The following is a 25,518-nucleotide window of genomic DNA, read 5'->3' on the forward strand; positions in this document are numbered from 1 at the left end:
GGCCGGACGGTTTTCTCAAGTCGCATCATCAGAAGTGTATCGCTTCCGCTGATGCTCTTTGCATGCCTGCTGTCCGTCGGTTGCCTGACAGCCCGGGCGCAATCCTTGCCGCTGCCACTTCCCCCCGCAGTCAAGCCTGATCCGAATGCCCCCTCCTCCGCCTCACCCGAGGAGCCGATCATCAATCTGCTCGACCGGGAACCTGAGCCGCTCTTTTCCGATACATTGGTCCCCTATGCTCCCGCACGCTCCGCCACGACGGGCATCGCCGAGGGTCTGGACCAGGGCGCCCTCTATCTGATGGCGAAACTCACGCCGGACAGCCCCCCTCTGAATGACGGCCTGATCTGGCGCATCTACTCCGAGACAACGAATACCGACGGCCGGCTTCAGCTGGTGGCCACCTCCCAGGGCGGCGACGCGGATTTCCGCCTGGACCCGGGCACCTACCTTGTCCACACCGCCTACGGTTTTGCCCAGGCAACCAACCGGATTGTCATCGGCAAGGAGGTCCAGTCGAAGATGCTGACCCTCAATGCCGGCGGCATCAAGTTCGGCGCGGCGCTCAAGGATGGCGAGGATCTCGACGACCGGATCGTCTCCTTCGACGTCTACGGCAGGGAATTTGACGAGCGCGGCGAACGCGACCTGATTGCCAGCAATGTCAAACCCGGCTCCATCGTCCGGCTTTCCGCCGACACCTATCATGTAGTCAGCCGCTACGGCGATGTGAACGCCGTCATACGTGCCGACATTCAGGTGCTCCCGGGCAAGCTCACCGAAGCGACCATATTCCACAAGGCCGCGGACATTACCCTGAAGCTGGTCAATGAACGCGGCGGGGAAGCCATCGCCAACACCACCTGGTCCGTGCTCAGCCCCGGAGGCGATATCGTGGTGGAAGCCACCGGCGCCTTCCCGGATTTCGTGCTGGCAGAAGGGGAATACGAAGCGATTGCCCGCAATAACGGCCGCACCTATCTGCATACTTTCGAAGTCTTGCCCGGAGAAGACCGCGAAGTGGAAGTGGTCACCAGCATGGCCGAACTGGCAGGTCAGCAAGAGACAGTGTCAAGCAACTGACCGATTGACCGCTGCTGCGAAGGCCCCGTCGTACGGGCCTCTATCCAAATTTCATCTTTTTCGGAAAAATTGCCTTACAGGCGTCGTGCAAGCACACGGTCGGTCTTTATCGCCGGCGCCATTTCCATGACCTTGGTCTGGAGGAAATCCATGATTTCCTTCTGGTCCGCGAAGCCGGAAAGAGTTTCGAACGGTATCGGCTGGCCCGCACGCGCGGTCATCACCGATCCGATGATGCGGCGGAATTCGCGCACCAGCAACGACAGGCGCAAGGTCAGCGAATATTTGCTCACCAGATGGAACAGCCAGGAATTCTGGCCATCGAAATAAAGCGGCAGAACCGTCGCCCTGGAGGAACGGATCATCTTCGCCGTGAAGGTCTTCCACGGCAGCTCCTGCGCGCGGCCGAAGGGCTTGGCGGCGGTTGCGACCCCGCCACCTGGAAACACGATGATCGTCGTGCCTTCCTGGAGCAGGCGAAGCGCCTCCTTGCGGGTCTGCATGTTGGTCTTCAAGGCTTCCTTGGTTTCCTCGAAATCCACCGGAAGAGAAAACGGCCGGACCTCCGGGACCTTGAGAAGCTCGTTGTTGATCAGGATCTTGAACGGCCGGTCCAGTTTCTCGGCAAGCGCCAGGATCGCAAGGCCGTCGCCGATGCCGTAGGGATGGTTGGCGATCAGCACCAGCGGGCCCTCCGGCAGGTTCTGCGGCGGCCACTCGCCGTCGGCGACGGACACATTCAGGTTGATCAGCCCGAGCAGATCGTTCCAGATATATTCCGACGTGCCGACCATGGTGTCTTTCCAGACATCATAGAGATCGAGGAGCTTCCGACGGCCGGAAAGGCCTTCAATCGCGCGAATGGTCCAACGCTTGAGCGGCGGCTGTTCCGGATTGGCATAACTGAATTCGGTCTGGTGCACGGCGGTCGTCTTGAATCTGATCTTGCTCTGGCAAATTTGGAACCCAATACCAGATGCAGTGTATCATGAATATGACGGCCGACCATCGAAGTTCGGCCTGTGTTCATCCGGAGACGGAATGCCCTCGTGAAAGGGCATTCCGCAAGTTGACTGTTTTCCCGCGAGCCGGGAAAGAAAAGCCTACCTCAGATCCGGCGGCAGGGCTTCCTCGACAAAGGCCGCAACCGCTTCGTCGAGACCCATGGAAGTCTGGTCCTTGGAACCGAGACGACGGATATTCACCGTCCGCTCTTCCGCCTCGCGCATGCCGCAGACGACAATTGCCGGAACCTTGGCGAGCGAGTGTTCGCGGACCTTGTAGTTGATCTTCTCGTTGCGGAAGTCGGTTTCCACCTTCAGGCCCTTGGCCTTCAGAAGATCGGCAACTTCCTGACCGTAGGCATCGGCCTCGGAGGTAATGGTCGCCACGACCACCTGCAGCGGCGCGAACCACAGCGGGAAATGACCGGCATAGTTCTCGATCAGGATGCCGAGGAACCGCTCCATGGAGCCGCAGATCGCCCGGTGGATCATCACCGGCGTCTTCTTCTCGCCGTCGCGGTCCACATAGAAGGCGCCGAAGCGCTCCGGCAGATTGAAATCGACCTGGGTCGTTCCGCACTGCCATTCCCGGCCGATCGCGTCCCGAAGCGTATATTCGAACTTGGGTCCGTAGAATGCGCCCTCGCCCGGCAGAATATCGGTTTTCACCCGGCCTTCCGACTGCTCCTCGATCTGTTTGAGAACCGCGCCCATAACCTCTTCGGCATGGTCCCACATCTCATCGGTGCCGACGCGCTTTTCCGGGCGGGTCGACAGTTTGACGACGATCTCGTCAAAACCGAAATCCTTGTAGACCGACAGGATCAGGTCGTTGATCTTCAGGCACTCGTCCGCCAGTTGCTCCTCGGTGCAAAACACATGCGCATCGTCCTGGGTGAAGCCGCGCACACGCATCAAGCCGTGCAACGCCCCGGAAGGCTCGTAGCGGTGGACGACACCGAACTCGGCCAGGCGCAGAGGCAGGTCGCGGTAGCTCTTGAGCCCGTGCTTGAAGATCTGAACATGCCCCGGGCAATTCATCGGCTTCAGCGCGAAGACACGCGTGTCCTCCGCTTCCGGGTCCGCGGACTGCACCGAGAACATGTTCTCCTTGTACCAGCCCCAGTGACCGGAGGTTTCCCAAAGCGAGGTATGCAGGATCTGCGGCGCATTCACCTCCTTGTAGGTGTCCTTCAGGACGCGGCGCTTGTAGGCGATGAGCGTCTGGAACATGTCCCAGCCGTTCGGATGCCAGAAGACGACGCCCGGCCCTTCTTCCTGGAAGTGGAAGAGATCCATTTCCCGGCCGAGCTTGCGGTGGTCGCGCTTTTCGGCCTCCTCCAGCATGTGAAGATAGGCCTTCAATTCCTTCTCGTTATGCCACGCAGTCGCGTAGATACGCGTCAGCATCTCGTTGTCGGAATCGCCGCGCCAGTAGGCGCCGGCAACCTTCATCAGCTTGAAGGCGTCGCCGATCTGCCGGGTGGAAACCATATGCGGCCCCCGGCACAGATCGAGCCACTGGCCCTGCTTGTAGATCTTGAGTTCCTGGTCTTCGGGGATCGCGTCGACAAGTTCGACCTTGTAGGCCTCGCCCTTGGCGGCGAAGTAGCGCTTGGCTTCCTCGCGGGACCAGATTTCCTTGGTGAACTGCGCGCCGCGCGCGATGATCTCGCGCATCTTCTTTTCGATGACCGGCAGCTCTTCGGGCGTGAAGGGCCAGTCGTCACCGCTGTCGGGATGCACGCGCTTGAAATCGTAATAAAAGCCATTCTCGATCACCGGACCGATTGTGACCTGGGTACCCGGCCACAATTCCTGCACCGCTTCGGCCATCACATGGGCCGCATCGTGACGGATCAGCTCAAGCGCGCGCGGATCGTCGCGGGTGACGATCTCGATCTTGTGGCTGGTGCCGATGGGGTCGGTGAGATCTTTCAGCTCCCCGTCCAAGGTCATTGCTACAGCCTTCTTGGCGAGCGACTTGGAGATGCCTTCGGCGACAGCAAGACCGGTAATGCCTGCTTCGTAGTCGCGCACGGAATTGTCGGGGAAAGTCAGTTGGATCATCGTTTTTCTCCTGCTCACTCCTGCAGACAAGGCAGGTAAGCTGTTCTAAGGAATTGCAACGGGCCGGGAATACGGGATTCAGGATAATCCGGCAACCTTTTCCGAAGGTTTCCTTACGTTTAATATCGGAAGGCGCTCACCTGACTTCAAGTCGGCGGACAAACCAGCGGATGAGCCGCTCCCAGACCGTATCCTTTTCGGCAAGATCTTCCACGCCGTGATCGAGGTTGGGATTGTCGTTGATTTCGATGACAACGACCCGGTCGTCTATCATTTTCAGGTCCACCCCGTAAAAACCGTCACCGATCAGACGGGCGGCTCGTACGGCGATATCGACAACGGCCGGCGGGGCTTCCGCCAGAGAAAAAGTCGCAAACCCGCCTTCGACCGATTTCTTGCCGGCCTCGTGACGCACGATCTGCCAGTGTTTCTTGGCCATCTGGTACTGACAGGCAAACAGCGGTTCGCCGTCGAGCACCCCGATGCGCCAGTCGAAATCGGTCGGACAATATTCCTGCGCCAGCAAAATGGCGCTCTCCTGAAAGAGCTCCTTCAGTTTCTCCCGGATCGGCTCGGCTCCGGCGACACGGAAAACACCCCGGCTGAAGGATCCGTCCGGGATCTTGAGCACCACCGGCGATCCGAGTTGTTCCTCCAGATCGCCCGCCTCCTTGAGGGAAGACAGCACGATTGTCTTCGGCGTCGCGATGCCGTTGCTGTTCAGGAGTTCCGTCAGATAGACCTTGTTGGTGCAGCGGATCATCGACACCGGATCGTCGATGACCGGCATGCCTTCCTGAACCGCCCGGCGGGCGAAACGGTAGGTGTGATTGTCGATATTCGTGGTCTCGCGGATAAACAGCGCATCGAATTGCGCCAGCCTGTCGAGATCGCCCTTGCCGATGGGAACCACTTCCACACCCTGGCGTGCGGCGACCCTGGCCATATGCCTGAGCGAGGCAATGCTGGACGGGGGCAGTTCCTCCTTCGGATCGGACAGGACAGCCAGGGAGTATTTCATCGTCGCCCGCTGCTTCGGGGCCCGCCACGGCCGCGTCGTGTAGGTTTCAACGGCACTCAGAAAAAGCGACCGCTCCCCGGGCGCCAGGCCGTCCACGGCAAGAACGCCTATCCGCTTGATGCTGCGCCACTCGCCCGGCTCCAGCATGACTTCCAGAACCGGGGCCCGGAACCAGTCGAAAAGCAGGCGGGCAAACGGTTCCAGCGCCGGCTCGCCGGTCTGGCCGAGATGGACAAGCATGCGCCTCACGCCATCGGCGTCTTCGGCTGCCATCTTGCGCAGCCCCCTGTTCAGCTTGTCCTCCAGTTCCGGCAGGGCGTGCTGATAGAGCTGCTTGCGTGAAAGCTCGATCATCGTTTCGACGGCCGGAACGACGCGGTGCTGACGGGCTTCCGCCAGCAGCGAGGCATAATAGCCGGCGCCCTGGTAGCCATAAGACCGCGACAGGTTCAGGATTGACGGATTGGCTCCGGCAAACAGCTTCGGATGCATGAGATATTCATGCACCGTCATCACCTTGTGCGGTGTCTCGGCGTTTGAAACATCCTTCAGATTGTCGACCAGAATGACCCAGGAGGACATGGGATCAGGGTTCCTTTCGTATGAGCACCTGCGCACGAACGCCGCCGCGACCCCAGCGGGCCATACGGTCGAATTCGGCGAATGGAACGGGAATATTGGCGGCATCCGCCGGGCTTTCATGGCGGTCGTGCTCAAGCCAGGGGTCATGCAGGATCAGATGCCGATCGTCGACGTCATGGACCAGAACCCAGTGCGGAACCTTCTCACCGAACATCCGGTAACCGGAGATCAGAACGATCGCCATCGCCCCGGCGGAAACATGTTTTGCAAGGCTGAGCGCATCATGCGGCTTGGTAGAGCGGGAGACGCCAAGCTTTTTCGCTTCGGCACGGTAGCCTTCCTGCACCAGGATCAGCACCTTGCGTTTTTCCGGGTCCCGCACCGAGGACACGAATAGCGGTTCATCGGGAGACAATCGCACTTCCGCCAAAAGCCCGCGGCGGACAAGCGCATTGGCAAGGCCGAAGGGGCCGCAACCGCCATGACCGGCGGCGAGATAGATTGTCGTCGCTTCGCGCCACAGCGTCAGTTCCTGCAGCGGGCCGGCGGAAAATGTCCTGTCGAAATGCCGGATCGCCATCAGCGCGCAGGCGGGCCCGCAGGTGAAATCGGTGGTCTGCGAATAATAGGGCGCCCTGCCGGCGCCCAGATCCGGCCCGTGAAGAAGCCTTTCCATGCGAAGAGCCGCGCAGCCGTCGTCGTAGTAGTTCTCGACACGTCCGAGAGTGCGGTAGCCGTTTGTTTCATAGAGGCGCATTGCGGCATCATTGTCTGCCCGCACCTCAAGGCGCAGGACAATCCTGTCCGCCTCGAACGCCGCCGCTTCCGCGGCTTTCAGCAGCCTCGCTCCCAGCCCCCTGCCCCGGCAGTCCGCGTCAAGCGCAAGCGAATAAAGCCGCGCCAGCACCGTGCCCCGGCGCAGAAGCAAAAGCGCATAGCCGCACAGGCCCGCCTCCCCGCAGGCGACCAGAATACGGGCGCGTGGACTGTCCACAAACCTGCGGAAACTGCGCCTTGAGATCCGGTCGCCCGAAAAGGCACTGTTCTCAATACGAAGGAGTTCGGCAAGATCGTCTGGATTTGCCGTACGGATCTGGATATCCCCGGTTCCGGCCTGGGGAAGAGCCTTGTTCATGGCGCCCTGAAAGACCCCAGTCGTCCGGTGCGCCGCACCCGGTTTCCATCCATGATTGGCGACGGCCCGGAACGGCGCTGATGCCAGCGTGCTGCCTTCCCCGGAACCTGTCGACGGCCTTTGCCGAATACACCTAATTTCACAGACTGTCTTTCGGTTTTTTCAACCTGCAACAGATTTTCGTCAGCACCTCGCGCGCGGCTGACGAAGAAGCGTTCCTTCATCCCCTGCCTGTTGCTACGAGGCCGCTTTTGCCCGGTCTTTCCCCGCCTTGCTCAAGGCCGCGTCGCGGACTTTTTTGGCGACGGCTTCTACTCCGCCGCGCGTATCGCGGATCATTGCGAGATCCTCTTCTCCCGTTCCGTCCATCGGCGAGATCGCCAGATCGGTGTAGCTGCGCCGGTCCGGGGAGGATTTGACCTTCCTGTAGATCCGGTAGACCCGCCAGGTGGCGGACGCATAGGCCCAGTGCTTTGCAACGATATCCAGCAGATAGCGCGCATAAAAACCGACCGGATTTTCGACCGGCAGGCCGCTGCGCCGGTCCTTGCGGACCTTCAGGCGAAAATAGCCGCCTTCAAGAGGATGCACGCCTTCACATTGCACCATCAGCCGGAACCACATCATCAGAAACAGCTTGTTGCCGGGCCGGCCTTTCCTGTGTGCGGCGGCCCTGCGCAGGACGGTCTCGATATGATCGTCGGAGTAGTAGCTTTCCCAGGCCTGTTGGTAGGCCTCCTCCCAGTCCGTGTCGCTCATCCGGGGATGATGGGTCACACGGTGATTGAGGTCGTATTTGTTGAGATCCGGGTCCATCCAGATCCCTTTCGACAACAGCACCTTGTGGTCCTCCGATCCCGGAAGCGGGGTCAGGTAGAAGAATTCCAGCAGGTCGAGCGGCAGTTCCTTCTTGATGATTTCGACATCGCGCAGAACCGATGCCTTCGTGTCGCCCGGAAAGCCGATAATGTAGCCGGCATAGGTGGTCACGCCCTGGGCGCGCCACTTCTGCAGCATTTCCCGGTACTCGGTGATCTTGTTCTGGCGCTTCTTGGCGGCAAGCAGATTGTCCGGATTGATGTTCTCCAGGCCGATAAAGGCCCGGTTCACCCCGGCCCGTGCCGCCTTTTCGATGAAATTTTCGATCCGGTGACAGAGCGTATCCACCTGGATGATGAACTTGATGTCAAAGCCCTCTCCCTCCCGCAGGGCGATCAGCCGGTCGAACAGCGGTTCCCAGTCGCGGTTGCGGGCGAAATTGTCGTCGGTGATGAAGAACCGGTTGATCCCCTGGGCATAATTGTCCCGGATGATCTGTTCCAGGTCGTCGGCCGACCGGAACCGGCTCTTGCGGCCCTGAACATTTATGATGGTGCAGAAGGAACACTGAAACGGACAGCCGCGGCCGAGATCGAAACTGGAATGGGACCCGGCCGTGAAGCGGATATGTTTGGGCGGCAGGATCGGTGTCGGCTCCCCCTGAAGCGACGGCAGATCCGCCATGAAGTTGTAGAGCGGTTTCAGATCATCCGCAAAGGCATCGCGGAAAACCTGGTCCAGTCGTCGCTCTTCCGCCTCCCCGGCAAACAGGCTGACGCCCTCTTCCTGCAGGCGGACCATTTCCCCGGGCATTTCCTCAAGCATGGAGATACAGCCCGAGACATGAAACCCGCCGATGGCGACCTGCAGACCTTCCTTCAGGAACTTCCTGGCGAGATCCTCGGCTCTTGGAAACTGGTTCGATTGAACCCCGACAAGTGCGATCAGGGCCTTGCCGCCTCGCCTGCGGATTTCCCTCGCGATCTTTTGCGGCCGCACCCGCTTGTTGGTTTCGTCATAGGTTTCGAGATGAATCCGGACGTCTTCACCCAGCACCCGGCGCTCTTTTGCAGCTTCCGCCAGGCCGTTCAGGCTTGCAAGCGTGTTGGAGGGAATGGCCGAGCGCAGCCACTGGATCGGATAGCCGTCATCATCATAGTGGGTCGGCTTGATCATCACGAAATGGAAGTCGCTTGCGTCCATATCCATTCCACCTTTCGGTTGATGGATAGAGCGTCGCACCCACATTCCTTAACGTCAACTGAATTGCAGCGAAGACGGCAGACACCGATGCAATTTCGACGGTCAGCTCAGTCCAGCCGGTGTTCCTCGGCGATATGGTCACCCGTCCAGCGGCCGTAGCGCCAGGGCGTCCACCAGCGCGCGTTTTCGGGCAAGGTCTCCGGCAGGGGATCAAACCCCGAAGCCCCCCACGGATTGCACCTGAGGATCCGCGCCAGTCCGATCCAGCCTCCGGTCCAGAAGCCGTATCTGCGGATGGCCTGCTCGGTGTAATCGGAACAGGTGGGCGCATAGCGGCAGCCCCTGCCCATGAAAAGCGACAGGGAGTGGCGGTAAATCCAGATCAGCCAGATCGCAGCCTGCCCCGCAAGGGAGAGCTGCCTGGAAGTGGCGTGAGCGGCGCCGTTTTTTGGGGAGGAACACATGTTGTCGAGAAGCGGGCCGCGCCGGCCTCAGGCCGCGGCACCCCCTTCTTTCTGTTTCGCTTCGATCTGATCGAGCGCATCCACGACGGCATCGAACGTCAGCAAGGTGGAGGCGTGCCGGGCCTTGTATTCTCTCACCGGCTCAAGAAATTTCAGGTCTGCGAAGCGCCCGGCCGGCGGTTTTCCGCCTTCCTTCAGCATTGCCCGCATGGTGTCACGCACCTCGCGCAGCTCCTCCGCCCTCGCCCCGACGACATTTTGCGCCATGATGGAGGACGATGCCTGACCGAGGGCGCAGGCCTTCACATCATGGGCGAAATCCGTCACCACACCGTCCTTCAGGCAAAGATCGACGAGAACAGTCGAGCCGCAGAGTTTGGAATGCGCCTTGGCGGTCGCGTCCGGATGTTCCAGACGGCCGATCCGCGGGATATTTCCGGCAAATTCCAGTATCCTGGCGTTGTAGATATCGTCGAGCATACTCGCCTCTTCGTGAATGCCTGTGATACGCGACACATTGATGGCGCACATCTTTCATATATATAGATCAGACGCCACGGCAATTTCGCAAGAGGCTGAGTGGTCGCAGCCGGTGATTGCAGGAACCGCAGACGCGCTTGCAACCGGCCCGCGCCACCCGCAGACTGTGAGTTGGCTTCGGGACGGAGTATGATAAGGGTCTGCGGCTTGAAAACCCGATCTTTATGATTGGATGTCATGATCTGTGCACCAACGAGCGCCGTATGACGAGTGACAAAAGTAATATTGCGAGGATTTCCATGGACGCCGTCCTCAAGCCGGTTGCCAAACCGTTTGAACGCAAGACCCCCGACGAGTTGCATCGTCCGAGCCGGGAAGAGGCGGAGGCCGCCGTGCGCACCATCCTTGCATGGACGGGCGACGATCCGGACCGCGAAGGCCTTGCCGATACACCCAAGCGGGTCGTCAAGGCGCTGAGCCAGCTCTACAGCGGGTATTTCGAGGATCCGGCGGAGCATCTGTCCCGGACCTTCGAGGACGTAGGTGGCTACAAGGATATCGTCCTGGTGCGCGGCATCCCGTTCCATTCCCATTGCGAACACCACATGCTGCCGTTCATCGGCGAGGCCCATATCGCCTATTATCCGGCCGAGGGCGTCGTCGGACTGTCGAAGCTCGCCCGCGTGGTCGATATCTATGCCAAGCGGCTGCAGACGCAGGAAAACTTGACGGCGCAGATCGCATCGGTCATTGACGACGCGCTGGCTCCGCGCGGACTGGCTGTGATGCTGGAAGCAGAGCACCAGTGCATGACCATGCGCGGCATCCAGAAACCGGGGGTCTCCACGATCACCACCCAATTCACCGGCGTTTTCCAGGACGAACCGGCCGAACAGGCCAAATTCATGACCCTGGTGCGCGGCATGGGCGCTTAAATTTCCCGCCCCTGCCGATCTGTTCTTCTGGCAAGGGTTTTTCCCCAATGTCTCAAATTGAATTTACCGAACGCGGCGGCAAGAAGGCGGTCGAGGACGGCGATCTTCTGATGCCGAAATATGATGCCGACGGCCTGATCGCCGCCGTGGTCACCGATGTCGCGACAGGTGAAGTGCTGATGGTCGGCTACATGAATGCCGAGGCCCTGAAGCGCACCATCGAAACCGGAGAGGCCTGGTACTGGAGCCGCTCCCGGCAGGAATTCTGGAAAAAGGGCGAGACCTCCGGACAGATCCAGAGCGTCCATGAAATGCTGACCGATTGCGACCAGGACGCCTTGGTGCTCAAGGTCTCCGTTGCCGGCAACGGCGCCACCTGCCACGTCGGCTACAGATCGTGTTTCTATCGTAAAATCATCAGCACAAATGATGGAGCCGTGCGCCTGGAAAGGATCGCTGCGGACAAGGTCTATGACCCGAATGACGTCTACGGAAAAAGCTGACCTAAGGCTGCCGCAGGACTGAAAAGCTAACGAACGAAGGCCGGTCTCGCAGACCGGCCTTATCCTGTCCTGTTGTCAGGCCCCTGTTTTGTCAGGCCCCAGTTGTCAGGCCATGGTGATATAGCTGCGCATCTGTTCGGCTTCGAGCTCGACCTGTGCGATCTTGAACTTCACCACGTCGCCGATGGATATTACACCGGTGAGCTTGCCGTCCTTGACCACGGGCATGTGCCGGAACCGGCCCTGGGTCATCCGTGCCATCACCTCGTTGACACTGTTTTCTTCCGTGCAGGTCATGACATCCTTCGTCATGACTTTCGAGACGGGAAGCTTGAGCGCGGTATCGCCCTGCGTTCCCACCACACGGACGATGTCGCGTTCGGACACAATGCCCTCGATCGCGTCTTTGCCGTCGTAGACAACGACAGCACCGATCTTGTATTTCGCCAGGGTTTCACAAACTTCGCTCAACAACACATCACTGCGCACAGTGATCGTGTCATGGCCTTTTCCACTCAAGATTGCGGCAACGGTCATTTTTGCACCTCTCCCATGGCATCAACCGGCCCGTATCAAACGGGGGACGCATATCATTGCAAAAAAAACCGGTTACGCAAACCGTTGAGGTGACGAGCGGCTAATTTTGACGTCGCGGAACCGGGTCCAGCAGGGGAAAGAGCGCCAGGCCGGCGATGAATCCGCCAATGTGTGCCTGCCAGGCGACACTGGCCGGCTGACCGGCGACCGGACCGCTCATGATGCCGAAGAAAAGGTTCAGTCCGAACCATACTGCAACGAACACCAGCACCTGCCGGTTCTGGAAACACTCGGCCAGCGGCTGCGCGGGAACGTAATAGGCGGCCTGATCGGACCGGCGGAAAGCTCCAAGCGGCCCCCCCAGCTCGAAAACGAACCGGATTGCGGCCGCCATCTGGCCGGACACCGCCGCCGAAGCGCCGATCATCGGCGCGGTTTCGCCCCAGTTGGTCGCCAGATGCGCGGCAGCCCCGCCGACCGAACACAAGGCCGAAAAGACAAGAAACCGCATAGCCCCGAACCGGCGCGCAACCGCGCTGCCGAAGATCGCCATCCAGAGCAGATTGAAGATGATATGCATCGCGCCGCCATGCAGCAGGCTGTAGGAGACGCTGCTCCAGACGCTGGACGCCATATCGAGCGGGGTCAGGCTCCAGAACGCGGCATATTTGGCAGGCCAGAAGGCAAACAGGTAGACGATCCAGTTGTCCCAGCTCTGCGGCAGGGCGTAAGCACGCAGCACATGGATTGCGATCATCGCTCCCCCGAGCCAGATGATGACGTCGGGAAGATTGAACACAGGTGGCGCGGACGGCGGACGAGGCCCCCTGTCCTTTGCGGCCTGTTCACGCCGGGCGCGCTCTTCATCGAATTTGTAGACGTTCATGAACCCTGTGCCTTTGACTGTTTTGTCTTCCAGACCAACCTGCTTTCACATCGCCCCATATGACAGCAGAAAAGTTGACCGCTCCTGAAGCGCCGGTGGACATCTTATCTTCGTTCCGCCGAATGCGCGATGCGTCTCGCCTGCAGACAGGAATGGGCATCGGGCGAGTCATAATCAACCCTCATCGGCAGTAAGAGAAAAAACGAAGCGCCGGCCATCAAACCGATGACCAGCGCTTCGCCCTGCCCCCCATGAAACGGTCGCGTCCCCACACGTCCGGCTCAGGTAAGTCGTTCACGGGTTTTCCGGCGTCTGTTTTTCCCGGTGTGCCTTATGCGGCCATTTCTTCCGGTTCGCAGCCTGAAAAACGGCGGCTTCCTCCCACCCGCAACTCTTCGTGAACAGAACCTTAAGCTGCCAGCAACCACACCCCGGGACAAGCTTTACCGTAATTTAACCTTAATAAATCGGCCCGAACTCGGGAAAAACCTCAGCCCGCCAACTTGGCATGCCGCCTGCTTAGCATCCCTCAGAAACGAACAGGGAAGAACATTCGTCCCGTTTTGGAACAGACAGTGTCTTGAGACGGAACACCGGACGAAAGATTGGCGAAGAGGCGAAACAAGATGAAACACGGCGTAACGCAAACTCTTTATTCCTACTGGGACAATCTGCGCGGCGCGCGCCCCGCTCCCAACCGCAGCGAAGTCGATCCGGGTGAAATTCGCGGTCTTCTGGGGGACACCTTCATTCTCGAGGTGAACAATCCGCAGGACGTCCGTTATCGCCTCGCCGGAACCCGCCTGTGCTCGGCGCACTGCCGGGAGCTCAAGGGCCGCAATTTCCTGCGCGGCTGGAGCACCAAGGACCGGGAAGCCCTTGAGAGCCTGATCGCAGCCATCACCGAGGACGCCGCAGCGGCGGTCATCGGCGTCAACGGCCAGGCGGAACGTGGCCAGGTTCTGCAGATGGAAATGCTGCTGGTACCGCTCAACGTACCCGGCGAAGGCCGCATCCGTATTCTGGGAAGCTGCACGCCGATGGAAAAGCCGTACTGGATCGGACTGCATCCGATCCTCAACCAGTCCATCAGCAGCCTGCGTCTGGTCTGGCCCGACGAACGGCCGTATTTCATGGAAGAACGGTCAACCATCAATCCGATACTTCCACGGTTCACCGCTGAAGGAATGACCATGCCACCGCCGCCGCTTCCCCGGGGCGCGGAAAAGAAAGTCGGGCATCTGACCGTTTATTCCGGCGGCAAGCCGTAACGCCCGGCGACGAATCACTGCTGCACCGCTGGACCGGTCGATCCGGACCGGCGGTGCGCGGATCAAAGGGCTTCAACGCAAAAGTTGCGTCTTGAAAAATTTCAATTTTTATTCGTTATTGCAACCGTTCCTTCTGCCTTCCCCAAATTTCACTCTCCGGAAGAGAAATTTATGCGTCCGTGGCCTAGACCTGAGGCTCCCGTGGGCTAAACTCTTACACATCGTTAACCTCAACTGCCTAAAGTGCTTAATAGAAATACCGGGATTCCTTTCCCGGCCGGAGGCAGTGCGGGACCCGCACGGTATTGGATAAACAGGCATGGGCGCCGGATTGGCAACAGCACCAGAGGGAAGCAGATCGCTTCAAGTCACTGATCGCCGGCGACATCAACGGGTTCAGGTCAACATTCTGGGCCGGTTCATGCTTGAGGACCGCCGTGAATATCCATGCCAGGTCATCGACATGTCTCCCGGCGGAATGGCGATGATCGCGCCAGTTACCGGCCGCGTCGGCGAACGCGTGATTGCCTATCTCGACCATTTGAGCCGTGTGGAAGGGCAGATCTCCCGCCTGATCGACGGCGGCTTCGCTGTCGAACTGCAAAACACGGCGCGCAAGCGTGACAAGATCGCCAACGTCCTGACCTGGCTCGCCAACAGGGACGAGCTCAATCTTCCCGAGGACCGCCGTCACGACCGCTTCGTGCCGAAGAACCCGATGACCAGAATGATCCTGCCGGACGGTTCCGAGCATATGGTCCGGATTATTGACGTTTCTCTGTCCGGAGCAGCTATCGCCACCGAGATCATGCCGCATATGGGCGACCCGATCACCCTGGGCAAGATGCACGCCCGCGTCGTCCGACCCATCGAGGGCGGCATAGCGGTGGAATTTGCCGCGGTTCAGAACCGTGACATTCTGGAACAGCATATCTCGTCTTCCGGCGACAGCTGATCCTCGCCGCTCGATTTTTGCGTTCCGCCTCCCATACGATCATGTCTGGTTGAACTGAATTCAGGAAAACGCTCGAAATCGGGGGACGGTCCGGCCCCGCGCGCACAGGTCGAGCCCTGTTTTTCCAGTCAAACTGCCTGAACAAGCATTCAACATGCCCCCTCCTCGAATTTCCGCAGGGGCACACCGGCTTTTTTTTCATGACATCAAATAAAAATCTTTCGTGGCTGCAAAGCCGCGAAACACGCCTGCTGTGGGTGCGGAACCACGGGTTTTGCCCCCTCGCCGCCCCGGAACTTTCCGCTCCAGAAACAGGACAGCTCAACCGATTCAAGGACTTGCGGAGGATCTGTACAATTTTAGACAAATTCGACGCTAATTTAAATAAAACAAGTATCGAATGAACATAAAACTTAGATAAAACAAAACTAGAATTCTATTACTATTTTATGACGGGGATTTTCTTGAAGTAAAAAGCATACATGCATCGTTGCGTCAGCCTTGGGGAGGGCGTGATGATGAAACTACTTCGAAATATCTTGATAGCAACTGCCATGATGATGCCGGCACCCCTGCTGATGGGGACTGCCGCCAGTGCCGAACCCGGCCGTTTCATGGAAATGAACACGGTGGTGAAAGCACCCATCGGTCACAAGCAGTTCTGCCGCGACTACGCCTGGGCCTGCCCGAAAGACCGCTACGAGCCGGTTGTCGTGCGTCTGGACGAAGCGCGCTGGCAGGAACTCATCGACATCAACGCCGAGGTCAACCAGCGTGTCCGGCCGATGACCGACGAAGATCTCTTCGGCGAGGCCGAACGCTGGACCTATCCGGTAGAGGGTTATGGCGACTGCGAGGAATACGTTCTGGAGAAACAGCGCGTGCTTGTCGAGGCGGGCTGGCCCAGGAGCGCCCTTCTGATCACTGTGGCCAAGGACGTCAAGAATTCGGGACATGCTGTGCTGACGGTCAGGACCGACCACGGCGACGTGATCCTCGACAACCAGATCGAGGCGGTCTTGCCCTGGTACTCGACCCCTTACCGCTACATCAAACGCCAGTCGGCCAGCTCTACCGTGGACTGGACGGGCATATCCGACACGCGCGTCACCACGGTCAGCAGCGTGTCCAGATAAGGCTGCAACAGCCAACCCAGGTTAGGGATTGGTTCGGCTTACCGAACCGCTTGGACGATCCGGTCGCGTCCCCACCCTCCCCATCCCTACCACGACCGGATCCAGGAAGTCGGCCCGCCCCCGCAGGCCGGCTTCCGCCTTTTCCGGCAATGGTCGGGTGATCAGATCTCGGTCAGTCCGGCCTTGAAGCGCCGCCAGTTGCGGACGTAGCCTTCAGCGGATTTGCGCAGACCGTCCACCGCTTCTTCGCTCAGCGTCCGGATGACCTTTCCCGGCATGCCGACGACCAGCGAATTGTCGGGAATTTCCTTGCCCTCGCCGATAAACGCATTCGCGCCGACGATGCAGTTTTTACCGATCACGGCCCCGTTCAAAACGGTGGCGCCCATGCCGACAAGGGAATTGTCGCCGATCGTGCAGCCGTGAAGAATGGCTTTGTGGCCGATGGTACAGCCGGCACCTACGGTCAGCGGAAACCCCATATCGGTGTGAAAGACACAACCGTCCTGCACATTCGAGCGGGACCCGACCGTGATGGGTTCATTGTCGCCGCGCAGGATAGCCCCGAACCAGACGCTCGCCTCTCCCGACAGGCGAATATCCCCGATCAGCGTGGCCGTCGGGGCAATCCAGTATTCGTCGTTGTCGGGAAAGCTGGGCTTGCGGCCCTCAAGAGCGAAAATCGGCATGGGACCTCACGAGTAGCCGACCAGGATCATGGCGACATTCATCACCATGATACCCGAACACATGCTCCACATTCCGGCGATTGTGGAAGAAGCGACGAGCCAGCCAAGGGGTCGGTTTTCGATACGTCGACCGCGAATGGCGTTGCGCATGATGATGAATGGTCCTGCGAAGATACACATGACGACGCCTGTCAGAAACGCCATGACGGTCTCGCCCGCGAAATTGAAGCGCGGTGGCTCTCTCGTGATCAATTGATAGAGGCTGCCGAGCACGCCCGCAGCCACAAAACCGGCGCATGCGATGTATCCAACGAGAAGTAGGTCAAAAAACACGCCCGTTAACCCCCTGTTAACTCTTCCGTCCGGAAAGTGATTAAGAAATCCTAAAGGGTCAAGAGCAAAGACTGTGCCGGAAGGGCAAATGGGAAAAACCCGCGAAAAACGGCCACTCAAGCCGGCAACGGAACCATCCCCGAGCGGGACGTCTGTCTCGATTCAGGACAAGGTGTCCCAGAACCGAGCAGTTTCCGCATCGTGGAGCGGCCGGTGATACCGCTCTCGCTTCCCGCTCCAATCGGGGGCCGGACCCGCGGCTTCACATATCTTGCACTGGCAATCTGCGTTCTCGGCGCGGCCCATATCGCCGGCAGGGTGACTTTCTGGTCGAAAGCCTGGCAGGAAAATGAAGCCGCCTTTGCCGCCAGCGGGCCAGTCGCCCTGTCCATCGGGTCGGTGCGGTTCCGCATTCCGCCGGACTATGTTGTCGGCGCGCACGGACAATCCTCCGAAACGGACAGCCAGCTCGATATCCTGCGCCTTGCGATGGGCTGGCCCGGACTGGAAAGTGCCGGCCGTAACGGGGGAAGGCTTCAGCCCGATGGGGGCAGCGATCTGCCAAAAGTTGCTGGCCCCATCCAGATCGAACTGGAACACAATCCTGGCAGACAGAGCCTGCGAGCCCGGATGGACCCGTTTTACCGGCGCCTTGCCCGGGGTGGAGAATTGGCCGGACCCGACGGATTGAAGATCCTCAACCTGTCGTCGCGCGGCGCATCCGCAACCGAGCTGATCGTCTACGATCCTGCTGTCCAGAACGGGTTCATCGCCCGTTGCCTCAAGCGGTCTTCAATGGAAGGCGACACTGTCTGCAATCGCGCGGTTCTGCTGACCTCGGGACTTGAACTGCGATACCGGTTCCCGCGGGACCTTCTGCCGGACTGGCGGCAACTCGACAATGCCATCCTGCAGAAAATCGACAGTTTCAGAATACGATGACCGGCATGAACGCAGATCGCGGGGCAGCCTGAGCGCAAGGACAGCAAGCGCATGAAAAAGGCGGCCTCTCGGGAAGGCCGCCTGTTTTCCTGTCCCGACTGAATTCAGTCCGGGCTCAGCCCTCCAGATCGATTTCCAGAATTGCCATCTGGAAGTTCCAGCTGAGATCGTCGTCCTCGTCGTCCCGAAAGATCACACCGATAAATTCGTCGCCGATATAAACTTCCGCGGAGTCGTCCTTGATCGGACGGGCACGCACCTGCAGGCTGGCCAACTCGAATTTCGAGCGAAGGTAAGCTTCGATCTTGCGGATTTCATCGGGTTTCAAGGCGATCTCCTAAAAGTCTTCGTTGTTCTGCATATGCGGCGCGGACCCTACAAGACCGGACGGAAATGCCAAAGCTTTTCCGCCGTCTATCCCCGTCTTCCTGTTCTTCAGTCCTGACGGACCACGTCGTCGCCCAGAAGCTGGTTCATGCTGCGGGCCGGCTCCGCGCACCCTGCCTTGCCGACAATTCTGGCCGGCACGCCGGCCACCGTCGTGTTCGCAGGAACGTCCGCCAGCACCACCGATCCGGAAGCGATCCTGGAGCAATGACCGATCTCCAGATTGCCGAGCACCTTTGCACCGGCGCCAAGCAGAACCCCGTGACGGATCTTGGGATGACGGTCGCCGCCCGCCTTGCCGGTCCCGCCGAGCGTCACGCCCTGCAGGATGGAGACGTCATCCTCTATAACAGCCGTTCCACCGACGACAATGCCGGTCCCGTGGTCGATGAAAATACCGCGCCCGACCGGTACGGCCGGATGAATGTCGATCTGGAACACCTCGGAGGCTCGGCTTTGCAGGTAGAGGGCAAAATCCTGACGCCCCTTCCGCCAGAGCCAGTGCGCCAGCCGGTGTGTCTGTAGCCCGTGGAACCCCTTGAAATAAAGAACCGGCTCCAGGAAACGGAAGCAGGCAGGGTCGCGGTCGAAAACGGCGACGATATCGACGCGGAAGATCTCGGCGAGCTCCGGCTCGTCCGCCAGCGCCTCAAGATAGGTCTGGCGGATCAGCGATGCCGAAACGATGTCCCTGCCGAGACGGTCTCCAAGCCGATGGACGACGGCTTCTTCCAGGCTCTCGTGATTGAGAACCGTTTCATAGACGAAAGACGACAGGGCCGGCTCAGCGGCAACCATTTCCTGTGCCTCTTCCCGCAGCTTCTGCCAAACCGGATCATGGGTCACAACCCGCTTGGGGTCGGACTTGCTGATGGGTGCCGACATGGCCTGTCTCCTTTTCAAGCCGTCACGTTCAAGTCCTTAAAATAGGACCGTCGTCTGATTTTCCAAAATCAAACTTGCTGATATCAGATATGAACCCTTGTTATGAACGCTGAAATCTTAAAATTTCCAGCTTCCTGCAATTCCAGAGTGAACCGTCGAGGACGAATGATGCCGACCGTCAGCCTGCAGACCGGAGTTCCAGCCAATCCGCTCCTGAGTATCAACGGACCGGTGGCCGAGCTGCTGCTCAATGCGGCGGACAGGAAAAACGCGCTCCCCCTCGCCGCCTGGCAGCGTATCCCCGAGCTGATGGAGGCCGTCCGCGCGGACCCTGCCGTCCGCGTCTGCATCGTCAGGGGGGCTGGAGGCGAAAGTTTCTGCGCCGGCGCGGACATATCCGAATTCGAGGCCATTCGCTCCACGCCGGAAGCTGCGAAGCGCTACGACGACATCAACGTGGCTGCATTCCAGTCCCTGAAGGCTTTGCCGGTGCCGGTCATTGCCGCCATCAACGGGCCCTGTCTCGGCGGCGGGCTCGGTCTCGCCCTTGCCTGCGACATCAGGATCGCGGCCCGGTCATCCGTGTTCAGCATACCGGCGGCCAGGCTCGGCCTTGCCTATCCGCCCGAAGCGCTCTCCGATCTGCTGGAAGCTGTCTCCGTTTCCAATGCCAAACGTCTCCTGTTCACGGCAGATCGCTTTCCGGCGGACGAGGCCCTGGCGATGGGCCTGATCAACGAAGTCGTGGAAGATGCCGCTCTGGACGGGCGTATCGCGGCCCTGTGCGAACGAATTGCCGCAAACGCGCCGTTGTCGCTCAAGGCAGCCAAACACGCCCTGAACCACCTTGCGCAGCCGGCGCAGGCCACCGAACTGAGCGATGCACAGACCAACGCCCGCATCTGCGTCGACAGTGAAGACTACCGCGAGGGGTGCAAGGCTTTCCTGGAAAAGCGGACTCCGCAGTTCAAGGGGGGTTGACCGCTGCGGGCCGGAATCAATTTCTCAAAAGAACCGCGCAAATAACTGACGTAACGTCAATTTTGTCCGTCAGGCTATCGCGGCACCGGCTTTCAGATCGAGCAGAAACTCCTCGACGGCGGCAGCGAAGACATCGTTCTTGTCACCGGCCACCATGTGTCCGGCGTCGCGGATGTCCGTGAACCTTGCCTGCGGAACCCGCTCGCGAAACTCCCGGACATGATCGAGGGAGACCAGTTCCGAATTCTGACCGCGAATGAGCAGGACCGGCAGCGTGAGATTGGACGTGGCCGCCAGCACCTCTTCCTGCACCGATGCCGACACCTCGGCATCCTGATGCTGCCGTGATTGCAGAAACGCCGGATCCCAATGCCAGCGCAGCCTGCCGTCGTCATGAAGCCGCAGGTTCTTGGAGAGCCCGGAGAGGTCTTTCGGACGCGCCCTGTTCGGCAGATAGCGGGCGATCGCATCGGAGGCCTCTTCGACACTCGCAAAGCCCTCCTCGACCCGCTCCCCCATGAACCCGAGTATCTTGCTGACGCCGCCCATGTCGATCCGCGGCGTGATATCGACCAGAACCAGCGCCGCCAGCCCCCCCGTATTCACCCGGCCTTCGGCCAGCATGCCTGCAAAACCACCGAGTGATGCGCCAACGACGACGGGTCTCGCGCCGTGACGCGCCTGCACCTGCCGTGTCACGGCAGCAAGATCCTGCGCGAAATCGAAAAAGCCGTAGTTGCCGCTTTCAACCCAGTCACTCTCGCCGTGACCGCGCTGATCGAACGCATAGACCGGATGACCGAGGCCGGCGATCCGCCGGGATGCGGCGTCCCAGGAGTGCCGAGTCTGGCCACCGCCGTGCAGCATGATCACCGGCTGGCCGTTCTCTCCATAGAGGTCGGCAACCAGCCGGTTGTTCTCGGCGCCGCGAAATTCGATGCGTTCCGGTTCCATGACACCTCCCGTGTGAGCGCTATCCATGTTGCTGCTCAGGCGTCCACATTGTTCAGGAACGCCAGAACGCCCTGTTTGTAGACCTTGTCCCCGACCGCCACCATGTGGTCGCGCCCCGGGATATCCAGAACCTCCGCATGCGGGATGAGATCCGCCAGCTTCTGCGGGGATCCGGCGATATCGTCCTTGGTTCCGACGGCAACGAGGACCGGCCGCTCGATTCGCGCGACATCCTCTTCGCTGATCTTCTGCCGCGAGGAACGCATACAGGCCGCAAGCGCCCGCCTGTCCGAGCCGGTCTGGTCGGAAAATGCCCGGAAGGCGCGGCCCGTCCGGTCGGAAACGTCCTGCAGACGCTCGGCTTCGAGCGCCGATGCAATCGGCTCGGGATCGCCGACGCCGGAAACCATGCCGTACCCCAGACCGCCGAACACCGCCCGGCGGACACGGCCAGGATGGTTGAGCGTCAGGAACGCGGAAATCCGCGCGCCCATCGAATATCCCATGATATCGGCCTGTTCGATCTCCAGATGGTCGAGCAGATGCCGCGCGTCTTCCGCCATGACCGGCGCCCCATAGGCGGCAGGATCATAAAATTTCTGGCTCTCGCCATGGCCGCGATTGTCGATGGCGATCACCCGCCGGCCGTCCTTGACAAGAAGATCGACCCAACCGGGATATTGCCAGTTGACCTGTTTGTTGGATGCAAAACCGTGGATCAGCAGAATCGGGTCACCAGACCCCTCATCCAGATAGGCGATCCTGACCCCGTCGTATTCAAACTGCGGCATGCAACTAATGACCTTTACGTAAACGGAAAACACCAATCGTGCTAGAGTAAGCAGTAAAACCGTCTTTGCAAAGGCTCAACCCCAAATACCACCCCCGTTGACCAGGCTTGCGTCCCCGTCACTTATCGCCCTGGTCGCAGGAGGCGTCGAATTTGCTCAATTCTCGGCTTCGTGACTTCCGAACAGCTCCCTGAAGCTTATCCCGATTGAATAATCCTACTGATTCAGGCTTCTTCAAGCGCCGTCTCGATGAATTTGCGCACCTTGAGCGGCACGAAGCTCTGACGGGGATAGACCAGATAAGTCGTGAATTCATCCGTCTTGAGATCCGGGAGAACAGGTCTCAGCCGCACGTTCGACCAGTGGGTCGCCGATATGAATTCCGGTAACGGTCCAATCCCCAGATCAGCCTCAATAAACGCCTTGCAGGTCTGCAGGTCGTCCACCTGAAGATGATCTCCTATGGTCACCAGATGGGTGTGCCCTGCTCGATCGATCAGAGGCACTTCCCTCGGTCTTTGAGCAATCCCGATAAGATTGTGCTTGCCGAGATCAGACAACGAAACCGGCGTGCCGTGTTGGGCAAGATAGGACTCGCTCGCCCAAAGCCCGACCCGCATTTTGAGGAACCGCCGGGCGATCAGGCTTGAATCGGCGAGGTCCCCGATGCGCACTGCAAGATCGATCTTTTCCGCGATAAGGTCCTGCACATTGTTGGAGACATTCAGCTCGACCGATACCTGCGAATAACGGTCGAGGTAACGTTTGATGATCGGCGCCAGCAGTGTTTGCGACAGCTCCGCGGTTGCGGTGATCCTGAGACGCCCGGTCGGTAGATCGGAGCCTTGCTCAAGGGCCTGTTCGGCTACGGCCATCTCCTTGAGCGCCCTGACGCAGTGCGCATGATATCTGCGCCCTGCCTCGGTGACGCTCAGTTTGCGCGTGGTCCTGTGCAAAAGCGTGACGCCCAACTGTTTTTCCAGCCGCGCCAGCTTTGCGCTCACAGTGGTGGTCGGCATGCCGAGGCGCCGGGCAGCCCGGGAAAAGCTCTGCGCATCGACGACTTCTACAAAGACATCAATTCCATCAAGGGTCATGTCGGCCTCCGGCCTGCATCCAATTATCCCATATTATGCAAAGTAATTCCAAATTATACCGTATAGATGAATGATGCGTGAGCCTGTAACTCCTCTTTGGAACGCTCCAGCTGAAACAGCGGCGGCGAAGAGATCACGAAGGAACGTGAAATGGTTACAGGATCGAAAAAACTGAATATCGGATTGTGGGTCGCCCAGATCCTGTTGCTGGTCGTGTATGGCGCGGCCGGCGCGATGAAAGCAACGCAGCCGATCCCGATGCTGGATGAGATGCTCGGCGGGTGGCCAGGTCATGCGCCGGCTCTGGCGCGGTTCATCGGAGTCGCGGAAATTCTCGGAGCGATTGGCATGGTTGCCCCCATGCTCACAGGGATTAAGCCGCGCCTGACCCTGTGGGCAGCCTCCGGATTGACCCTCGTACAGGTCCTGGCGATCCCCTTCCACGTTTACCGCGGCGAGTTTGAAGCGCTTCCGGTAAACATCGTCCTGATCGCGCTGTCGCTCTTTGTACTGTGGGGCCGTGGCCGCAAGCTTCCGGTCTGACCACCGAGGGCGCGTATTGTGGACCCGCAGGTTGGCAAGCCGATCTTCATCCAAAGGCACCGACAATCCCTGACGGACAAGGCGGTGTTTCCGCAAGACCCGCCCGATGTCTTTCAGGCTGACCGTGTTCCCGGCGTTGATGACAACGGCAGTTTGTCAACATTTTGAGGAGCGGCCGTAAGCCTTTGGCCGCTCCCCGGAGTTCCCCTTACCGGTCTTGCAGGACCAGGCTGAGGCTCTGCTGTATCGGGCCTAGCCCCACTTCATCTCGCCCTTGGCGACCTTCGAGCCGATGTCGAGGGCGATTTCCATGCCCAGGCCCGGGAAGCGCTCCAACATTGCGGCCTTGAGGGCAGCGCTGTCGCTGGCCTTGCCGATTTCCTCTTCAAAAGCAAGAAGATAGGACTTGGTGTATTCCACCGCAGCAAGGCCCGTTGCGGCATCGACTGTCATGTGCCCGGGGATCAGGACCTCCGGGTTGCGCGCCGCAATCGCGTCCAGGGTCTTGACCCAGGCAGCACGGCTTTCGGCTGTCTGGGTATCAGCCGTCCACACATGAACCCCCGAGAAGACCATCACACCGCCGAATACTGCATTGAGCGACGGCACGAACAGGTAGCGGCGGTTGGCAAGGCCGTCTTCGGCATCGACGATCTCGATGGTCTCGCCATCGAGCGAAAGCGCCGGTTCATCATAGGCCTCCGGAAAGACGATATCATCGAGGCTTGCCGGACCGTTTTCCTTCAGTTGCGGCCCCCACGTGGCGAGTTTCTTTTCAACGTTGCCCCTGATCGCTTCCAGCGTTGCGGACGCCGCGATAACCCTTGCGTCCGGGAAGGCTTCGGTGATCGGCTTCAGGCTGAAATAGAAGTCCGGATCTGACTGGCTGATGTAGATGGTTGTCAGCTTCTTGCCGGTTGCCTTGATGGCGTCGGCAAGAGCGCGGCCGTCCGGATAGGTAAACCCGCCATCGATGAGAACGGCTTCAGTCGGTCCGGAAAGCAGGACCGGCGCACGGAAAAAGCCGTTCGGGCCTGCGGGGAAATGCTGCCAGCTGAGCTTGCTGCCGGCAGCATTGCCAATATCGGCGCGAGCGAACGCGGCGGTTGCTCCCAGAGCGATTGAGGTCTTCAGGACTTGTCTTCTTGTCAGCATTTGAATGCTTCCTTTGCTGGTTGAGATGGTCAGGCGGCGATCTGTGCCGCGAGCTGATCGAAGTCGCCGTAAAGCGCGTTGCTGTTCAGCAGACGGCGGTTGGCGCCGTCGCCAGCCACAAGCGCCGGCACACCGTTGGCGCCAAACGCCGCCATGTCGCTGCGCGCGGCCGACGTCTTTGTGCGATAGAGGGCGTAAAGGCTCTCGTCCGGCGCACGCAGGCTGCGCGCTGCGGCGGGAAAGCCCGTTTCCTCCAGAATGGCAGCGACAGTTTCCAGATCGGAGGTGTCGCGGCCGTCTTCATAGCGTGCATGCTGGAGGGTCTTCAGCACGGCGAGTTCCTTGCCCGGCTCGCTCAGACCGACAGCAACCAGCGCCAGCGTCGCAGGCGCCGAATCGAACATGTTGCCCGGGGTATCCAGAACCTGCGTCTTGTAGGCCTCCGTGAAGGGCAGGCCGGTAAGCCGCGCGATCCGCTGATCGTTCTGCCAGGCGAATTGCGCAAAGCCCGCATCGAGAGGTCGCGCCCCTTCTCCGGCGAAAAGCCCGGTGGGGCTGAGGGCCAGCGTCACATTCTCAAGGGCTGCCAGGCGTTCGATGGCAGGGCTTGCGCCATAGCACCAGCCGCACAGTGGGTCGAATAGGTAGGTGATCTGCATGTCCTGTCTCCATCAGTC

Annotated in this window: 27 protein-coding genes; 9 read left to right on the top strand and 18 right to left on the bottom strand. The window is 59.8% G+C overall.

Annotation, left to right across the window (positions count from 1 at the left end; all coding sequences use genetic code 11):
• Positions 1-105: 105 nt before the first annotated feature.
• Positions 106-1,083, top strand: coding sequence for a hypothetical protein (locus Q1B40_RS23995; RefSeq protein WP_299820850.1), 978 nt, complete (start codon positions 106-108; stop codon positions 1,081-1,083).
• 74 nt (positions 1,084-1,157) lie between these two features.
• Here Q1B40_RS23995 and Q1B40_RS24000 read toward each other — a convergent pair whose 3' ends face one another.
• The 7 genes from Q1B40_RS24000 to Q1B40_RS24030 form a co-directional block, all read right to left on the bottom strand.
• Positions 1,158-2,006, bottom strand: coding sequence for a lysophospholipid acyltransferase family protein (locus Q1B40_RS24000; protein ID WP_299820853.1), 849 nt, complete (start codon positions 2,004-2,006; stop codon positions 1,158-1,160).
• 180 nt (positions 2,007-2,186) lie between these two features.
• Positions 2,187-4,157 (bottom strand): threonine--tRNA ligase, encoded by a 1,971-nt coding sequence (gene thrS, locus Q1B40_RS24005; RefSeq protein WP_299820856.1) that lies wholly within the window; start codon positions 4,155-4,157, stop codon positions 2,187-2,189.
• A gap of 136 nt (positions 4,158-4,293) precedes the next feature.
• Entirely contained in the window at positions 4,294-5,760 is a 1,467-nt protein-coding gene (locus Q1B40_RS24010) for a RimK family protein (protein ID WP_299820858.1), read from the bottom strand.
• A 4-nt stretch (positions 5,761-5,764) separates the two neighbouring features.
• Entirely contained in the window at positions 5,765-6,895 is a 1,131-nt protein-coding gene (locus tag Q1B40_RS24015; protein WP_299820859.1) for a GNAT family N-acetyltransferase/peptidase C39 family protein, read from the bottom strand.
• Positions 6,896-7,132: 237 nt separating this feature from the next.
• A complete protein-coding gene (locus tag Q1B40_RS24020; protein WP_299820997.1) occupies positions 7,133-8,917 on the bottom strand; it encodes a radical SAM protein in 1,785 nt (594 codons plus the stop codon).
• A gap of 107 nt (positions 8,918-9,024) precedes the next feature.
• Complete coding sequence (gene yidD, locus Q1B40_RS24025; protein ID WP_299820860.1) at positions 9,025-9,381, bottom strand: membrane protein insertion efficiency factor YidD; 357 nt, start codon at positions 9,379-9,381, stop codon at positions 9,025-9,027.
• Positions 9,382-9,408: 27 nt separating this feature from the next.
• Positions 9,409-9,861, bottom strand: a complete 453-nt coding sequence (locus tag Q1B40_RS24030) for an iron-sulfur cluster assembly scaffold protein (protein ID WP_299820862.1) — start codon at positions 9,859-9,861, stop codon at positions 9,409-9,411.
• Between the two features lie 299 nt (positions 9,862-10,160).
• On the opposite strand from Q1B40_RS24030, the gene folE reads away from it, so the two are divergent.
• Together folE and hisI are read left to right on the top strand one after the other, a co-directional pair.
• Positions 10,161-10,796: a GTP cyclohydrolase I FolE gene (folE, locus tag Q1B40_RS24035; protein WP_299820864.1), complete on the top strand. Its 636-nt coding sequence runs from the start codon at positions 10,161-10,163 to the stop codon at positions 10,794-10,796.
• Positions 10,797-10,843: 47 nt separating this feature from the next.
• Positions 10,844-11,299, top strand: a complete 456-nt coding sequence (gene hisI, locus Q1B40_RS24040; RefSeq protein WP_299820867.1) for a phosphoribosyl-AMP cyclohydrolase — start codon at positions 10,844-10,846, stop codon at positions 11,297-11,299.
• Positions 11,300-11,404: 105 nt separating this feature from the next.
• On the opposite strand, the gene Q1B40_RS24045 is transcribed toward hisI, so the two are convergent.
• Together Q1B40_RS24045 and Q1B40_RS24050 are read right to left on the bottom strand one after the other, a co-directional pair.
• Positions 11,405-11,836 (bottom strand): CBS domain-containing protein, encoded by a 432-nt coding sequence (locus Q1B40_RS24045; RefSeq protein ID WP_299820870.1) that lies wholly within the window; start codon positions 11,834-11,836, stop codon positions 11,405-11,407.
• A 100-nt stretch (positions 11,837-11,936) separates the two neighbouring features.
• Positions 11,937-12,722 (bottom strand): rhomboid family intramembrane serine protease, encoded by a 786-nt coding sequence (locus Q1B40_RS24050; RefSeq protein WP_299820873.1) that lies wholly within the window; start codon positions 12,720-12,722, stop codon positions 11,937-11,939.
• Between the two features lie 626 nt (positions 12,723-13,348).
• Between Q1B40_RS24050 and Q1B40_RS24055 the strand changes: the two genes are divergently transcribed.
• The 3 genes from Q1B40_RS24055 (at position 13,349) to Q1B40_RS24065 (ending at position 16,084) form a co-directional block, all read left to right on the top strand.
• The gene (locus tag Q1B40_RS24055) at positions 13,349-13,993 is read left to right on the top strand and encodes a PAS domain-containing protein (RefSeq protein WP_299820876.1); all 645 of its coding nucleotides are present in this window, start codon (positions 13,349-13,351) and stop codon (positions 13,991-13,993) included.
• Between the two features lie 319 nt (positions 13,994-14,312).
• A complete protein-coding gene (locus tag Q1B40_RS24060) occupies positions 14,313-14,948 on the top strand; it encodes a PilZ domain-containing protein (protein ID WP_299820879.1) in 636 nt (211 codons plus the stop codon).
• Positions 14,949-15,463: 515 nt separating this feature from the next.
• Positions 15,464-16,084, top strand: coding sequence for a transglutaminase-like cysteine peptidase (locus tag Q1B40_RS24065; RefSeq protein WP_299820882.1), 621 nt, complete (start codon positions 15,464-15,466; stop codon positions 16,082-16,084).
• Positions 16,085-16,245: 161 nt separating this feature from the next.
• On the opposite strand, the gene Q1B40_RS24070 is transcribed toward Q1B40_RS24065, so the two are convergent.
• Together Q1B40_RS24070 and Q1B40_RS24075 are read right to left on the bottom strand one after the other, a co-directional pair.
• The gene (locus Q1B40_RS24070) at positions 16,246-16,773 is read right to left on the bottom strand and encodes a gamma carbonic anhydrase family protein (RefSeq protein ID WP_299820885.1); all 528 of its coding nucleotides are present in this window, start codon (positions 16,771-16,773) and stop codon (positions 16,246-16,248) included.
• A 6-nt stretch (positions 16,774-16,779) separates the two neighbouring features.
• A complete protein-coding gene (locus tag Q1B40_RS24075) occupies positions 16,780-17,106 on the bottom strand; it encodes a hypothetical protein (RefSeq protein ID WP_299820888.1) in 327 nt (108 codons plus the stop codon).
• A 213-nt stretch (positions 17,107-17,319) separates the two neighbouring features.
• On the opposite strand from Q1B40_RS24075, the gene Q1B40_RS24080 reads away from it, so the two are divergent.
• Complete coding sequence (locus Q1B40_RS24080; protein ID WP_299820891.1) at positions 17,320-18,048, top strand: hypothetical protein; 729 nt, start codon at positions 17,320-17,322, stop codon at positions 18,046-18,048.
• 115 nt (positions 18,049-18,163) lie between these two features.
• On the opposite strand, the gene Q1B40_RS24085 is transcribed toward Q1B40_RS24080, so the two are convergent.
• A complete protein-coding gene (locus tag Q1B40_RS24085) occupies positions 18,164-18,376 on the bottom strand; it encodes a DUF3126 family protein (protein WP_116700590.1) in 213 nt (70 codons plus the stop codon).
• A 107-nt stretch (positions 18,377-18,483) separates the two neighbouring features.
• Positions 18,484-19,320, bottom strand: coding sequence for a serine O-acetyltransferase (cysE, locus tag Q1B40_RS24090; RefSeq protein WP_299820899.1), 837 nt, complete (start codon positions 19,318-19,320; stop codon positions 18,484-18,486).
• A 165-nt stretch (positions 19,321-19,485) separates the two neighbouring features.
• On the opposite strand from cysE, the gene Q1B40_RS24095 reads away from it, so the two are divergent.
• The gene (locus Q1B40_RS24095; RefSeq protein WP_299820902.1) at positions 19,486-20,301 is read left to right on the top strand and encodes an enoyl-CoA hydratase; all 816 of its coding nucleotides are present in this window, start codon (positions 19,486-19,488) and stop codon (positions 20,299-20,301) included.
• Between the two features lie 69 nt (positions 20,302-20,370).
• Here Q1B40_RS24095 and Q1B40_RS24100 read toward each other — a convergent pair whose 3' ends face one another.
• The 3 genes from Q1B40_RS24100 to Q1B40_RS24110 form a co-directional block, all read right to left on the bottom strand.
• A complete protein-coding gene (locus Q1B40_RS24100; RefSeq protein ID WP_299820905.1) occupies positions 20,371-21,255 on the bottom strand; it encodes an alpha/beta hydrolase in 885 nt (294 codons plus the stop codon).
• A gap of 35 nt (positions 21,256-21,290) precedes the next feature.
• Positions 21,291-22,046, bottom strand: coding sequence for an alpha/beta hydrolase (locus Q1B40_RS24105; RefSeq protein WP_299820908.1), 756 nt, complete (start codon positions 22,044-22,046; stop codon positions 21,291-21,293).
• Positions 22,047-22,270: 224 nt separating this feature from the next.
• Positions 22,271-23,143 (bottom strand): LysR family transcriptional regulator, encoded by an 873-nt coding sequence (locus Q1B40_RS24110; RefSeq protein WP_299820911.1) that lies wholly within the window; start codon positions 23,141-23,143, stop codon positions 22,271-22,273.
• A 150-nt stretch (positions 23,144-23,293) separates the two neighbouring features.
• On the opposite strand from Q1B40_RS24110, the gene Q1B40_RS24115 reads away from it, so the two are divergent.
• A complete protein-coding gene (locus Q1B40_RS24115) occupies positions 23,294-23,686 on the top strand; it encodes a DoxX family protein (protein WP_299820914.1) in 393 nt (130 codons plus the stop codon).
• Positions 23,687-23,938: 252 nt separating this feature from the next.
• Here Q1B40_RS24115 and Q1B40_RS24120 read toward each other — a convergent pair whose 3' ends face one another.
• Together Q1B40_RS24120 and Q1B40_RS24125 are read right to left on the bottom strand one after the other, a co-directional pair.
• Entirely contained in the window at positions 23,939-24,841 is a 903-nt protein-coding gene (locus Q1B40_RS24120; RefSeq protein ID WP_299820917.1) for an MBL fold metallo-hydrolase, read from the bottom strand.
• A gap of 29 nt (positions 24,842-24,870) precedes the next feature.
• Positions 24,871-25,500 carry a DsbA family protein gene (locus Q1B40_RS24125; protein WP_299820920.1) on the bottom strand — a complete coding sequence of 210 codons (630 nt, stop codon included), beginning with the start codon at positions 25,498-25,500 and terminating at the stop codon, positions 24,871-24,873.
• Positions 25,501-25,518 lie beyond the last annotated feature (18 nt).

The organism is uncultured Roseibium sp. (assembly GCF_947496995.1).
GTDB lineage: Bacteria > Pseudomonadota > Alphaproteobacteria > Rhizobiales > Stappiaceae > Roseibium.

What these genes read in the sequence shown, in the direction of transcription:
- cysE (WP_299820899.1), bottom strand. Translation starts at nt 19,320, where the DNA reads ATGTCGGCACCCATCAGCAAGTCCGACCCCAAGCGGGTTGTGACCCAT.
- Q1B40_RS24020 (WP_299820997.1), bottom strand. Translation starts at nt 8,917, where the DNA reads ATGGACGCAAGCGACTTCCATTTCGTGATGATCAAGCCGACCCACTAT.
- Q1B40_RS24010 (WP_299820858.1), bottom strand. Translation starts at nt 5,760, where the DNA reads ATGTCCTCCTGGGTCATTCTGGTCGACAATCTGAAGGATGTTTCAAAC.
- folE (WP_299820864.1), top strand. Translation starts at nt 10,161, where the DNA reads ATGGACGCCGTCCTCAAGCCGGTTGCCAAACCGTTTGAACGCAAGACC.
- Q1B40_RS24050 (WP_299820873.1), bottom strand. Translation starts at nt 12,722, where the DNA reads ATGAACGTCTACAAATTCGATGAAGAGCGCGCCCGGCGTGAACAGGCC.
- thrS (WP_299820856.1), bottom strand. Translation starts at nt 4,157, where the DNA reads ATGATCCAACTGACTTTCCCCGACAATTCCGTGCGCGACTACGAAGCA.
- Q1B40_RS24105 (WP_299820908.1), bottom strand. Translation starts at nt 22,046, where the DNA reads ATGCCGCAGTTTGAATACGACGGGGTCAGGATCGCCTATCTGGATGAG.
- Q1B40_RS24125 (WP_299820920.1), bottom strand. Translation starts at nt 25,500, where the DNA reads ATGCAGATCACCTACCTATTCGACCCACTGTGCGGCTGGTGCTATGGC.
- yidD (WP_299820860.1), bottom strand. Translation starts at nt 9,381, where the DNA reads ATGTGTTCCTCCCCAAAAAACGGCGCCGCTCACGCCACTTCCAGGCAG.
- Q1B40_RS24030 (WP_299820862.1), bottom strand. Translation starts at nt 9,861, where the DNA reads ATGCTCGACGATATCTACAACGCCAGGATACTGGAATTTGCCGGAAAT.
- hisI (WP_299820867.1), top strand. Translation starts at nt 10,844, where the DNA reads ATGTCTCAAATTGAATTTACCGAACGCGGCGGCAAGAAGGCGGTCGAG.
- Q1B40_RS24060 (WP_299820879.1), top strand. Translation starts at nt 14,313, where the DNA reads ATGGGCGCCGGATTGGCAACAGCACCAGAGGGAAGCAGATCGCTTCAA.
- Q1B40_RS24065 (WP_299820882.1), top strand. Translation starts at nt 15,464, where the DNA reads ATGATGAAACTACTTCGAAATATCTTGATAGCAACTGCCATGATGATG.
- Q1B40_RS24015 (WP_299820859.1), bottom strand. Translation starts at nt 6,895, where the DNA reads ATGAACAAGGCTCTTCCCCAGGCCGGAACCGGGGATATCCAGATCCGT.
- Q1B40_RS24095 (WP_299820902.1), top strand. Translation starts at nt 19,486, where the DNA reads ATGATGCCGACCGTCAGCCTGCAGACCGGAGTTCCAGCCAATCCGCTC.
- Q1B40_RS24045 (WP_299820870.1), bottom strand. Translation starts at nt 11,836, where the DNA reads ATGACCGTTGCCGCAATCTTGAGTGGAAAAGGCCATGACACGATCACT.
- Q1B40_RS24120 (WP_299820917.1), bottom strand. Translation starts at nt 24,841, where the DNA reads ATGCTGACAAGAAGACAAGTCCTGAAGACCTCAATCGCTCTGGGAGCA.
- Q1B40_RS24115 (WP_299820914.1), top strand. Translation starts at nt 23,294, where the DNA reads ATGGTTACAGGATCGAAAAAACTGAATATCGGATTGTGGGTCGCCCAG.
- Q1B40_RS24055 (WP_299820876.1), top strand. Translation starts at nt 13,349, where the DNA reads ATGAAACACGGCGTAACGCAAACTCTTTATTCCTACTGGGACAATCTG.
- Q1B40_RS24070 (WP_299820885.1), bottom strand. Translation starts at nt 16,773, where the DNA reads ATGCCGATTTTCGCTCTTGAGGGCCGCAAGCCCAGCTTTCCCGACAAC.
- Q1B40_RS24100 (WP_299820905.1), bottom strand. Translation starts at nt 21,255, where the DNA reads ATGGAACCGGAACGCATCGAATTTCGCGGCGCCGAGAACAACCGGCTG.
- Q1B40_RS24110 (WP_299820911.1), bottom strand. Translation starts at nt 23,143, where the DNA reads ATGACCCTTGATGGAATTGATGTCTTTGTAGAAGTCGTCGATGCGCAG.